Here is a 14,221-nt window from a genome sequence, read left to right as displayed (position 1 = left end):
GGGCGGAGTAACGCGGCCTACGTGGATCCGATGAAGTTTGTCGGTGCACGCGGCGGTAGCGCAACACGGACAGGATGAGGACAAGCTGCATGATTCGGGTGGTCGGGGACCGGAAGAACGAGCTCGTGGCGGTGCAGGCATGACCCGCACGGCTCGCGTACGCCCGACCCGGACCCGCCGCGGACCGCACGTCCCGACCCTGCCGCAACTCATGGCCACCGCCGTGGAGGCCAACCCGGGCGGCACCGCCGTCGTCCTGGCCGACGCCGACGCCGCCCTGGCCCGCCTGGGCTACGGCGAACTCGACGAACGCTCCAACCGGCTGGCCCGGCTGCTCATCGCGCGCGGCCTCGGCCCGGAGGATCTGGTCGCGGTCGGCATCCGCCGCTCGGTGGAGTCCGTGGTCGCGGTCTGGGCGGTCGCCAAGACCGGCGCCGGCTTCGTGCCGGTCGACCCCAGCTACCCGGCCGACCGCGTGCTGCACATGGTCACCGACTCCGGCGCGGTCCTCGGCCTGACCGTCGCCGACACCCGCTCAGCGCTGCCCGCCGCCGTGCCGTGGCTCGACATCGACACCGACGAGTTCCTGGCCGCCGCGAACACCTACTCCGCCGAACCGGTCACCAATGCCGACCGGGTGCGCCCGCTGCGCGCCGAGCACGCCGCCTACGCCATCTACACCTCGGGTTCCACCGGTCTGCCCAAGGGCGTCGTGGTCACCCACACCGGTCTGGCCGCGCTCACCGCCGAGATGCGGGAACGCTTCGGCATCGGCCCGGAGTCGCGGGTGCTGCACGTGGCCACCCCGTCGTTCGACGCCTCCATCATGGAACTGCTGATGGCCGTGGGCGCGGCCGCGACCCTGGTGGTCACCGTGCCCGACGTGTACGGCGGCCCGGAGCTGGGCGCGCTGATCGCCCGCGAGGGCGTCACACACGGCCTGATCACGCCGTCGGTGCTGGCTTCCCTGGATCCCGAGCAGCTGACCGGCATGGAGTCCATCGTCGGCGGCGGCGAGGCGGTGTCGCCGGAGCTGGTGCGCCGATGGTCGACCAGCCCGTCGGGCAACCGCCGGTTCTTCAACGCCTACGGCCCCACCGAGGCCACCATCGCCACCAATATCTCCGACCCGCTGGCGGCCGACCGCACGGTCACCATCGGCGCGGCGGTCCGCGGCGCCACCGCGCACGTGCTGGACGAGCGGCTGCGGCCGGTTCCGGCCGGAGCGCCCGGTGAGCTGTACATCGCGGGCGCGCTGCTGGCCCGCGGCTATCACGCTCGCCCCGAACTGACCTCGTCCCGCTTCGTGGCGAACCCGTTCGAGGGCAACGGTTCCCGGCTCTACCGCACCGGCGACCTGGTGCGCGCCAATGCCGCCGGTGAGCTGGAGTATTTGGGCCGCAACGACTTCCAGGTCAAGATCCGCGGCCTGCGCATCGAACTCGGCGAGATCGACGCCGTGCTGGCGGGCGACGAGTCGGTCGACTTCGCGGTGACCATCGGCCACGAGGTGAACGGGCGCGCCACCGCGCTGGTCTCGTACGTGCATGCCGCCCCGGGCTATTCGATCGACACCCTGCAACTGTCCGAGCTGGCGGAACGGGCGCTGCCCGCGCACATGGTGCCCGCCGCCATCATGGAGCTCGACCAGATCCCGCTGACCCCCGCGGGCAAGCTGGACCGCCGCGCGCTGCCCGAACCGCAGCTCGAGATCAGCGAGTATCGCGCGCCGGAGACCCCCGCGCAGCAGGCGGTGGCCGAGGTCATCGCCGAGGTGCTGCACCTGGACCGGGTCGGCCTCGACGACGACTTCTTCAGCCTCGGCGTGGATTCCATCACCGCCATCCAGATCGTGTCCCGGGCGCGCGCCCGCGGCCTGGGCTTCAAGCCGCGCGAGATGTTCGCCGCCCGCACCGTGGCCGCGCTGGCCGAGGTCGCGGTGCCCGTCGAGAACGCCACCGCCACCGAGGAACTCGCGACCGGCCCGCTGGTCGAGCTGGACGCGGCCGACGAGGCGCGGCTGCGCGAGCGGTACCCGAACCTGTCCGAGGTGTGGCCGCTGACGCCGCTGCAGTCCGGCATGCTGTTCCACGCCCGCCTGGCCGAATCCTCGGTCGACGCCTACATGGTGCAGTTCGCCCTCGACGTGGCCGGTGAGATCGACGTGGCGCGCGTGCACGCCGCCGCCCGCGCCATGCTGGAACGGCACGTCAACCTGCGGGCCGTCTTCGCCGAGGACAGCGCGGGCAATCCGCTGCAGGTCATCCTCGACGACGTCGAACTGCCCTGGCAGTACCTGGATCTCAGCGACCGCGAACCCGCCGAGGCGCTGGCCGAGACCGACCGGCTCATGGCCTTCGACGTGGCCCGCCACTTCGACATGGGCGCGGGCCCGCTGCTGCGCATCACGCTGTTCCGGACCGCCGCGGACCGCTACCGGGTCTGCGTCACCAGCCACCACATCCTCATCGACGGCTGGTCCATGCCGCTGCTGGTGCAGGACATGCTGCTGCTCTACGCGGCCGACGGCGACGCCTCCCGGATCCCCGCGGTGCGCCCCTACCGCGACTACCTGGCCTGGCTGGCCGCCCGCGACCACGGCGCGGCGCGCGAGGCCTGGCGCGAGACCCTGGCCGGATTCGACGATCCGACCCCGCTGGCCGCGGTCGACCCCTCCCGCGAGATCACCTCGGGCATCGGCGAAATCACCTTCACGCTGTCCGAGACCGACACCGCCACCCTGACCAAGGTGGCCCACAACGCCGGCGTCACGCTCAACACTGTCGTGCAGGCCGCGTGGGGTCTGCTCATCGGCCGCAGCACCGACCGCGACGACGTGGTCTTCGGCGCCACCGTCTCCGGCCGTCCGCCGCAGCTGGCGGGCATCGAGACCATGATCGGCCTGTTCCTCAACGCCATCCCGGTGCGGGTGCGGCTGAACGCGGGCGACACCCTCGCGCAGGTGCTGCGGTCGCTGCAGGACGAGCAGGCCGCCCTGCTCGACCACCACTACGTCGGCCTCGGCGAGATCCAGGAGATCGCGGGCGTCGACGGGCTTTTCGACTCCATCGTGGTGTTCGCCTCGTTCCCGGTGGACGAGGAGTCGCTCGACGACGCCGCCGCGCCCATCGACGGCGCGGGCATCCTCGGCGCGTCCGCGACCAACGGCACCCACTACCCGCTCACCGTCATGGTGCAGCCGCGCGGCAAGGGCCTCGGCTTCGGCGTGAAGTACCTGCGCGACCTCTTCGACGAGGACGCCGCGCAGGCCATCGCCGACCGGCTCGCGGCGCTGCTCGGCCGCATCGCCGCCGATCCGCGGGCCCGCGTGGCCCGGATCGACGCGCTGCTCGACGGCGAGCGCCGCGCGCTGGCCGAGGTCAACGCCACCGATGTGCCCGAGCTGCGGGACGATTCGACACTGCTCACCCTGTTCGACGCCCAGGTGGCCCGGACCCCCGACGACCCCGCCGTTGTCTTCGACCGCACCAGCCTCACCTACGCCGAGCTCGACGCCCGCTCCCGCCGCCTGGCGCAGGAGCTCACCCTGCGCGGCGTCGGCGCGGAATCCCGGGTGGCCGTGGCCATGCGACGCAGCATCGACCTGGTCGTGGCCGTCTACGCGGTGCTGCGGTCCGGCGGCGCGTACGTGCCGGTCGACCCCGACCATCCGGCCGAGCGCAACGAGTACGTGCTGGCCGGATCCGCGCCGGTGTGCGTGCTCACCCGCGCCGCCGACGACTTCGAAACCACTTCCGGCGTCCCGCTGTTCTTTGTGGACGCGCTCGCGGGCGCGGACCAGTTCGTCGAGGTGGCCCCCGCGCCGGTGCGCCCGGACAATACCGCCTACGTCATCTACACCTCCGGCTCCACCGGCCGCCCCAAGGGCGTGGTGATCACCCACCGGCAGATGGCCAACCAGTTCCGCTGGTCGCAGCGCACCTACCCGCACCGTCCCGGCGACGTGGTGCTGCACAAGACGCCGATCACCTTCGACATCTCCACCTGGGAGCTGTTCTGGCCCTTGCAGACCGGTGCGACCGTGGTGGTCGCCGAGCCGGACGGGCATCGCGACCCGGCCTACATCGCGCGGGTGATCGACGAATACGCGGTCACCTCCGTGCATTTCGTGCCGTCCATGCTCGACGCCTACCTCGACGGCGCGGCCCGGCGGCACCCCTCGCTGCGCTGGGTGTTCGCCGCCGGTGAGGCGCTGTCCGCCGAGAGCGCCGCGAAATTCGCGGCGGCGCTGCTGGATACGCGGCTGGTGAACTGGTACGGCCCCGCCGAGGCCACCGTGGTCACCGCCCACCCGGCCGAGCACACCCACGGTGTCGCGGTCCCGATCGGCGGTCCCGTCGCCAACACCCGGGTCCTGGTGCTGGACCGGCAGCTGCGCCCCGTGCCGTTCGGCGCGGCCGGCGAACTGTATGTCGCCGGTGTGCAATTGGCGCGCGGCTACCTCGGCGCACCCGCGCTCACCGCCGAACGCTTCGTCGCCCATGAGAACGGGCAGCGGCTCTACCGCACCGGCGACGTGGTCCGCTGGGTGCCCTCCGGCACCGGCCACGCCCTGGAATACCTGGGCCGCAGCGACTTCCAGATCAAGCTGCGCGGCCAGCGCATCGAACTCGGCGAGATCGAGACCGTGCTGCTCGGCCACCCCGCCGTGCACCGCGCCGCCGTCTCCCTGGTGCGCGGCGAGACCGGCGACCGCCTGGTCGCCTACGTCGTCCTCGAGGACGACGCCCAGGTCACCGACACCGACCTGCTCGCCCACACCCGCGAATCCGTGCCCTCCTACATGGTGCCCTCGGCCGTGGTGCGCCTGGAGGCCATGCCGCTCAACGCCTCCGGCAAGCTCGACCGCAAGGCGCTGCCGGTGCCGCAGTTCCAGGCCCGCGAATATCGCGAGCCCGCCACGGCCGCCGAGCAGACGGTGGCCGAGATCTTCGCGACCGTGCTGCGCGCCGACCGCGTCGGCGCCGACGACGACTTCTTCGAACTCGGCGGCAACTCGCTCAACGCCACCCAGGTGGTGGCCCGCCTGGGCGCGGCCATCGGCGCCCGGGTCCCGGTCCGCGCCCTGTTCGAGCACCCGACCGTCGCCGAACTCGCGAATTCCCTGGACGCGCTGGCCGATTCGGCCGTCGCCGGTGCCGCCCCGCTGCGGCCCATGCCGCGCCCGGAGCTGATCCCGCTGTCCTACGCGCAGCAGCGCATGTGGTTCCTCAACCGGCTCGACCCGGAGGCGGCCACCTACAACCTGCCCACCGCGCTGCGCGTCACCGGCCCGCTGGACGTGCCCGCGCTGCGCGACGCCGTGGCCGACCTGGTGGCCCGGCACGAGGTGCTGCGCACCTACTACCCCGAGCACGACGGCGTCGGCCACCAGCTGATCCTGGCCGTCGACGCGCCCGACGCCATGCCGTCGCTGCCGGTCGTGCAGGTCACCGAAGCCGAAGTGGCCCAGGCGGTCTCGGAGGCCGCGTTCTCGCCGTTCGACGTGACCGTCGCGCCGCCGCTGCGGCTGCGCCTGCTGCGCCTCGGCGACGACGACCACGTGCTGGTGTGCGTGGTCCACCACATCGCCGGTGACGGCTTCTCCGGCGGCCCGCTCACCCGCGACCTGATGACCGCCTACTTCGGCCGCATGCGGGGCCAGGAACCGGAGTGGTCGCCGCTGCCGGTGCAGTACGCGGACTTCGCGCTGTGGCAGCGCGAGAGCCTCGGCGACGAGCACGATCCCGCCTCGCCGCTGGCCCGCCAGTTCGACTTCTGGCGCGACACCCTGGCCGGACTGCCCGACCAGCTGGAACTGCCCACCGACCGGCCCCGCCCGGTGGTGGCCTCCGGCCGCGGCGCGGTGCACGTCTTCGATATCGACCCGCACGTGCACGCCGCCCTGAACCGGGTCGCGCAGCAGCACAACACGACCCTGTTCATGGTGCTGCACGCCGCTTTCGCGGTGCTGCTGGCACGCGTGTCGGGCACCCGCGACATCGCCATCGGCGCGCCCATCGCGGGCCGCGGCGAGGCCGCCCTGGACGAGCTCATCGGCATGTTCGTCAACACCCTGGTGCTGCGCACCGAGATCGACCCGAACGCCGGTTTCGCGGAACTGCTGACCGCGGTCCGCCGCACCGACCTGGCCGCCTTCGAGCACGCCGACGCGCCGTTCGAACGCATCGTGGAACTGCTGGATCCGCCGCGCTCGCAGGCCCGGCACCCGCTGTTCCAGGTGTCGATGACGCTGCAGAACATGACCCCGGCGGTGTTCGAGCTGCCCGGCGTCACGGTCTCCGACGTCGACCTGACCGTGCCGGTCGCCAAGTTCGACCTGGACCTCACCCTGGTCGAGCGCACCTCCACCGACGGTGTGGCGCAAGGCATCTCGGCCGCCTTCACCTACGCCACCGACCTGTTCGACGCCGACACCATGGACCGCCTGGCCGAGCGCCTGCGCCGCACCCTGGTCGCCGCCGCCACCCACCCCGAACGCGCCGTCGGCGACTTCGACCTGCTGGCCGTGGACGAACGCCAGCGGGTGATGACGGACTGGAACGCCACCACCGTCGACCTCACGGCCGGACAGCACGCCTGGAGCTCCACGCTGCTTTCGCAGTTCGAGACCCAGACCCTGCGCACCCCCGACGCGATCGCGATCGACAGTGGCGGCGAGCGGGTCACCTACGGCGAGTTCGCGGCCCGCGTGCACCGCCTGGCGCGACGCCTGATCGCCGAGGGCGTCGGCCCGGAAACGCTGGTGGCCCTGCACATCCGGCGGTCGCTGGACTTCGTCACCGCCGCCTACGCGGTGCTGGCGGCGGGTGGCGCGTACGTGCCGCTGGACCCGGACCAGCCCGCCGAGCGGGTGGCCCACGTGCTCGACACCGCCGACCCGGTGTGCGTGCTCACCACCTCGCGCGACAGCTTCGACGCCGGCGAGCGCCGCGTGCTCGAGGTCGACACCGCGATCCTGGCGGGCTACGCCGAATACCCGGTGACCGATGGGGAACGCCGGGCGCCGCTGCGTCCCGAGCACACCGCGTACGTCATCTTCACCTCCGGCTCCACCGGCCGCCCCAAGGGCGTCGCGGTGCCGCACGCCGCCGCCGTGAACCAGATCCGCTGGATCACCGGCGAATACGGGATCGGCCGCGACGACGTGGTGCTGTTCAAGACCCCGGCCACCTTCGACGTCTCGGTGTGGGAACTGTTCGCCCCCTTGGCCACCGGCGGTCGCATGATCGTCGCCACCCCCGACGGCCATCGCGATCCGCAGTACCTGGCCGACGTGATCGCCGCGCACCACGTCACCATCACCTCGTTCGTGCCGTCCATGCTGCGGATGTTCGCCGCCACCGCCGACCCGGATCGGATCGGCTCGCTGCGCGCGCTGCTGGTGGCCGGTGAGGCCTTCACCTCCGACGCCGTGGACGCCTTCCGGGCGATCAGCCCCGCCGCCCTGCACAACCTGTACGGGCCCACCGAATTCACCGTGCACGCCACCGCCGCGCCCGTCCCCGCCGACGTGGCCGGGGCCGTGCCGATCGGCGGTCCGGTCTGGAACGCCCGCGCCTACGTCCTCGACGCGCGCCTGCACCCGGTCGCCCCCGGCCTGGTGGGCGAGCTGTACCTGGCCGGCGCGCAGCTGGCGCGCGGCTACGTCGGCCGCCCCGACCTGAGCGCGGAACGCTTCGTGGCCAGCCCCTTCGGCCGCGGCGAACGCATGTACCGCACCGGCGACCTGGTGAAGTGGAACGCCGACGGCGACCTGGTCTACCTGGGCCGCAGCGACTTCCAGGTGAAGCTGCGCGGCCTGCGCATCGAGCTCGGCGAGATCGAGGCCGCCCTCACCGCGCACCCGTCCGTGGACCAGGCCGTGGTGGTGCTGCACTCCTCCGAGCACACCGGCGACATGCTGGCCGCCTACGTGGTGCCCGCCGCCGGCGGCGGCATCGATCAGGACGCGCTGCGCACCCACCTGGCCGCCCGGCTGCCGTCCTACATGGTGCCCGCCGCCACGGTGGTGCTGGACGCCATGCCGGTCAACGCCAACGGCAAACTGGACCGGAAGGCCCTGCCCGCACCGGAATTCGAGGCGCGCGAGTTCCGCGGCCCCGTCTCCACGGTCGAGCTGGCCGTCGCGGCGGTCTTCGCGGAGACCCTCGGCCTGGACCGGCCCGTCGGCCTCGACGACGACTTCTTCGCCCTCGGCGGCAACTCGCTGGTCGCCACCCAGGTGGTGGCTCGCATCAACAACGCGCTCGAATCCGGGCTCGGCGTGCGCGACCTGTTCGAGGCCACGACCGTGGACGAACTGGCGCGACGCGTGCTGACCGGCAGCGGCGGCCGCCGTCGTCCGCCGCTGGTCGCGGGCCCGCGACCGGAACTGGTGCCGCTCTCGCTGGCCCAGCAGCGGATGTGGTTCCTCAACCAGTTCGACACCGCCGCAACCGCTTACAACCTGCCGATGGCGCTGCGCCTGGACGGCGAGCTGAACGTCGAAGCGCTGCGCCGGGCCGTCGCGGACCTGGTGGCCCGCCACGAGACCCTGCGCACGGTGTACCCGCAGAGCGGGGGAGCGGCCCACCAGGTGGTGCTGCCCGCCGAGCAGGCGGTGCCCGAACTCACCGCCGAGCCCGCCGCGGCCGCCGACCTGCCCGAGCTGATCGGCACACTGCTGGCCACCGGCTTCGACGTCACCCGCGAGATCCCGCTGCGCGTCCGCCTTTTCGAGGTGGAACCCGCCGTGCACGTGATCGTGCTGGTCGCCCACCACATCAGCGCCGACGGCTGGTCCATGGGCCCGCTGGCCCGCGACCTGATGACCGCCTACATCGCGCGCTCGGCCGGGTCCGCGCCCGCGTGGACCCCGCTCACCGTCCAGTACGCCGACTACAGCCTGTGGCAGCGCACCGTCCTGGGCTCGGAAACCGATGAGCAGAGCCTGATCTCGGAACAGGCCGCCTACTGGCGCACCGCGCTGGCCGGGCTGCCCGACGAGCTCAACCTGCCCGCCGACCACCCGCGCCCGCCGGTGTCCAGCTTCCGCGGCGGCCTGGTGCCCTTCCACATCGACGCCGAACTCCAGCAGGGTCTGGCGCGCATCGCCCGCGAGCAGAACGCCACCCTGTTCATGGTCGTGCACTCCGCGCTGGCCCTGTTCCTGGCACGACTGTCCGGCACCGACGACATCGCCATCGGCACTCCCGTCGCGGGCCGCGGCGAGGCCGCCCTCGACGACGTCATCGGCATGTTCGTCAACACCCTGGTGCTGCGCTCGCACGTGGACGGCGGACTCCGCTTCCACGAACTGCTCGCCGCCACCAAGGAAGCCGACCTGCAGGCCTTCGCGCACGCGGACCTGCCGTTCGAGCGGCTCGTCGAGGTGCTCAACCCCGAGCGGTCCACCGCCCGCAACCCGCTGTTCCAGGTCATGCTGGCCTTCCAGAACACCCCCGACAGCGACTTCGAGCTGCCCGGACTGCGGATCAGCGCCCTGGACTCCGGCATCCAGACCTCCCAGTTCGACCTGTCGCTGACCGTCCGCGAAGGCGACGCGGACAGCGGCCTGCACGCCGTGTTCACCTACGCGCGCGACCTTTTCGAACAGCGCACCGTGGAAGTGTTCGCGGAGCGCTTCGTCCGGCTGCTCGAGGCCATCGTGGACCGGCCCGTCACCGCCATCGGCGACCTGCCGCTGCTCGACGCCGACGAGTACGAACTGCTCACCCACGTGCACGGCGACGAGGTGATGGCCACCGCGCTGCTGCCCGAGCTGCTCACCCGCGGCGTCGCCCTCGGTCGCGACCGCGTCGCCATCCGATACCGCGGGCACTCCATCAGCTACGGCGAACTCGACGACTACTCCTCGCAGCTGGCCCGGGTGCTCATCCGGCACGGCGTCGGCCCGGAGCAGCTGGTCGCCGTGGCCTTCCCGCGCTCGTTCGAGATGGTGGCCGCGGTGCTCGCCACCGCCAAGGCCGGCGGCGCCCACGTGCCCGTCGACCCCGCCTATCCGGCGGACCGGGTGCGGCACATGGTCGCCGACTCCGGCGCCGTCATCGGCATCACCAGCAAGGCCTTCCAGCCCACGCTGCCCGGTGAGGTCGAATGGCTGTGCCTCGACGACGCCGCCACCGACCGCCGGGCCGCGGCCGAGTCCCCGGCGCCGGTGACCGACGCCGACCGGATCGCGCCCATCCGCATGGCCAACCCGGCCTACGTCATCTACACCTCGGGTTCCACCGGAATGCCCAAGGGCGTCACCGTGACCCACGCGGGTCTGGGCGGGCTGAGCGACTACGCGACCGGTCTCTACGACCTCGATCCCGAGCACCGGATGCTGCACATCTGCTCACCCAGCTTCGATCCCTCGGTGCTGGAGTGGATCTGCGCCTTCTCCACCGGCTCGGCCCTGGTGATCGTGCCCCGGGAGATCCTCGGCGGACCCGAGCTCGCGGAACTCATGCGCCGCGAGAACGTCACCCACACGATCATCACCCCCGCGGTGCTCGGCACCGTCGACCCGGCCGGACAGTCGCAGGTGGAAGTGGTGTCGGTCGGCGGCGACGTGACGCCGCCGGAACTGGTGGCCAAGTGGAAGACCGGAAATCGCGTCTACCACAACGCGTACGGGCCCACCGAGACCACCATCATCTCCACCTACGCGCAGCTGGAACCCGGCCGCCACATCACCATCGGCTCCCCGGTGCACGGGATGTCGGCGCTGGTGCTGGACTCCCGCCTGAACCCGGTGCCGCCGGGCGTCGCGGGCGAGCTGTACCTGTCCGGCGGCGCGCTCGCGCGCGGCTACCGCAACCGGGCCGCGCTCTCGGCGGAACGGTTCGTCGCGAACCCGTGGGGTGAACCCGGCTCGCGCATGTACCGCACCGGCGACGTGGTCCGCTGGTTCGCCGAACCCGAACTGCGGGACGGCAATCTGGCCGGGACCCAGGTCAACTGGGAGCTCGACTACGTCGGCCGCTCCGACTTCCAGGTCAAGGTGCGCGGCTTCCGCATCGAACTCGGCGAGATCGACGCCGTGCTGGCCACCCACCCGGCGGTCGAGTACGCCGTCACCGTGGGCCGCAAGAACCACGCGGGCGTCACCGTCCTGGTGTCCTACGTGCTGGCCACGCCCGGCCACTCACCCGACCCGGACCTGCTGACCGAGCACGCGTCGCGGACCCTGCCGCCGCACATGGTGCCCGCCGCCATCCTGGTCCTCGACGAACTGCCGCTCACCCCGGTCGGCAAGCTGGACCGCAAGGCGCTGCCGGAACCCGAACTGCGCCAAGGCGAATACCGCGCCCCGAGCAGCCCGCTCGAGGAGACGGTGGCCGCGGCCTTCGCCGAGGCCATCGGCCTCGACCGGGTCGGCGTCGACGACGACTTCTTCGCCATCGGCGGCAACTCGCTGCTGGCCACCGGCATCGTCGCCAAGCTGCGCGAGCTCACCGGCGCCGAGGTCCTGGTCTCCTGGTTCTTCACCGAGCCCACGGTGGCCGGGCTCAGCGCCCGCATCGCCGCGGCGCTCGAGGGTGGGCACGACTTCGACGCCGCGGCCGACTCGGCCCTCGGGGTGCTGCTGCCCATCCGGGCCACCGGCACCCGCGCGCCGCTGTTCTGCGCGCCGCCCATGGTCGGCATGGCCTGGCCCTACGCCGGACTGTCCCGATTCCTGCCCGAGGACCAGCCGATCTACGGTCTGCAGTCCCCGGCCCTCACCGCGGACGACTACCGGCCCGAATCGCTGACCGAGGTCGCGCGGACCTACATCGAGGCCATGCGCGAGGTCCAGCCCGCGGGCCCGTACCGGCTGCTCGGCTACTCCCTCGGCGGCGTGCTCGCGCACGCCATCGCCACCGAACTGCGGGCCGCGGGCGACCGGGTCGACCTGCTGGCCGTGCTCGACGCCTACCCGGGCGCCGAGTTCGACAGCTTCCGCGAGGATCTGCGCGCGCAGTTCGCGGAATTCGGCGTCGGCGAGGACGCGCTGCCCGCGGGCGACCTGCAGGACCTCAGCGACGAGGCGCTGCACGCCCTGCACGCCGCCATCCCCGCCGAACTGGCCGTGCTCACCGTGGACCGGCTGCGGCGCATGTACCGTGGCGCGGTCCGCACCGTGGAACTCGGTGCGCGCTACCGGCATTCGGTGCTCGACACCCGGATGGACCTGTTCTCCGCCGAATTCGGCCGCGAGGACGGTGAACCGCACAGCGTCGAGGACTGGCGGCCCTACGTCACCGGACGCATCGCCGAACACGTTGTCCCGGTACGGCATCAGCTCATGTGCACCCCGGAGGCGTTCGCGGTCATCGGCCCGCGCCTCGCCGAGCTCATCGAGCGTGCCGACCGTGGCGAAACGCCGGAAACCGACGAACCGGCGGACAACTCGGCGCCGGTGGACAAAGCTGAACCGGTGGAGAGCGCCGAACCGGCGAACAACGCCGACTCGATGAACAACGCCGACGACTGGGCCATCACCCAGGTGCTGCCGATCATCCGGCCCGAGGACCTCGCGCCGCCGGTCAAACTGCACGATCCCGCCGAACCCGCGCGCTCGGTGGGCTCCGAACCCGAGAGCGCCTTCGAGCCCGACGTGGCCTTCGAACGCGATGTCGCCTTCGAACCGGACGTCGCGTTCCGGCCGGAGCCGGAGACCGCCGCGCCGCGGTACGACATGCCGCCCGGGTCGGAGTCCGGGCCCGCCGCGTCCCGCGATGCGGCGGATCAGCGCGCGACCGAACCGGATTCGGCCGTCGACACCCCCGCCCCGGCCGCGCCGAGCACCGACCGCCCCGCGGTCCCGGTGCCCGCCGCGTCCGGCCCCGCGCTCAGCGCGGTCGGCGAGGTGTCGCCGCTGCCCGCCGGAGCCATCGGCCTGCTCGAGGTGGAGCCGTCCGGCATCTGGGTCCGGGCCATCACCCTCGACATCGCCGCCGGCATTTCCGGCACCCGCGTGCGCCGTTCGGTCGCCGGTCTCCTGGACCGGCACCCCGGCCTGTGGGCCCGCCTGCGCCGCGACGGCGACACCGTGGCCCTGGACATTCCGGCCGTGCAGCCGCGCGGCGCCGCCGTGGTGTGGCAGATCGACCCGAACGTCGAGGCCGTCGGCGACCCGATCGAGGCCGTGATCCACGCCGCCGCAGCCGAACTCGACCCGGAGCGCGGCTACAACATGCGCTTCGTGCTGCTCGAGAACGCCGCCGGGGCCGGTGACGCCGGGGACCGTCCCGCCGCCGTGCTGGTGGTGGTCGCCAACGGCCTGGTGGTGGACGACGCCTCGTGGCGCACCGTCATCGAGGACCTCACCGCCTCCTGGTCCGGCGGCCACGCCACCCCGCACAGCGCCGACGCGCACCCGCGCGGCGTCGCCCGGGCCCTGGCCGACCGCGCCGTGGACGACGCCACCGTCGGCGAATTGGACTGGTGGCGTAAGGCGCTCGCGGGCGTGACCGAGGGCATCTCCCCGGACCTGGTGCTCGGCGAGGCCGACTCCGGCAGCCGCGGGCGGGTCTCGGTGGCCATCACCGGGGAGGGCGCCGCGGCCGTCGACGCCGTGGCCCGCCGCTACCACGCCAGCATCGACGAGGTGCTGCTCACCGCGCTGGCCGCGACCCTGCTCGACCCGGACTCCGAAACCCTGCGCGACACACTCGGTTCGGTGGTGCGCCTGATCGCCGACGGCCGCGTCCCCGGCGACCGGGACGGGCTGCGCACGGTCGGCGCGTTCAGCACCAGCTACCCGTTCCCGCTCCGGCTGGAGGGTCTGGACCTGGCCGAGGTGCGCTCCGGCGGGCCCGGCGCGGGCTCGGTCATCGAGCAGATCCGGGACTTCGCGCGCGAAGTGCCCTCGCACGGTGTCGGATTCGGGCTGCTGCGGTACCTGAACCCGGACACGGTCGCCGAGATCGCGGTGCTTCCGTTGGGCCGCATCGGCTTCCGCTACCGGGACCTGCGGCCCGCCGAGGTCTACCCGGAGCCGGTGGCCGCCGACCTGTACCTGGACGTCACCGTCGACACCAGTCAGGACGGGCTCGTCGCCCGCTTCGACTTCGTCGGCGCGGTCTTGACCCTGGACCAGGTCAAGCAGCTGGTCGAGGGCTGGGTGCAGGCGCTGGCCGGGCTCGCCGACCACGGCCGATAAGGGGCGACCGAACAGCCGCTGAGCTGGACGCGAACGGAAATCGATGGGCGACGCGCGGTGGGC

Annotated in this window: 1 protein-coding gene; it reads left to right on the top strand. The window is 72.6% G+C overall.

Annotated elements, in window-relative coordinates; genetic code table 11:
- Positions 1–139: 139 nt before the first annotated feature.
- Entirely contained in the window at positions 140–14,158 is a 14,019-nt protein-coding gene (locus tag ABZ382_RS16230; protein ID WP_357089200.1) for an amino acid adenylation domain-containing protein, read from the top strand.
- The last annotated feature ends 63 nt before the right edge of the window (positions 14,159–14,221 follow it).

Origin of the sequence: Nocardia sp. NPDC005825 (genome assembly GCF_040630175.1) — a bacterium.
In the GTDB taxonomy this organism is placed as follows: domain Bacteria; phylum Actinomycetota; class Actinomycetes; order Mycobacteriales; family Mycobacteriaceae; genus Nocardia.
This window is presented reverse-complemented; position numbering and strand designations above follow the sequence as displayed.

Excerpts from the sequence above, each read along its gene's own strand:
- ABZ382_RS16230 (WP_357089200.1), top strand. The coding sequence starts at position 140 with ATGACCCGCACGGCTCGCGTACGCCCGACCCGGACCCGCCGCGGACCG.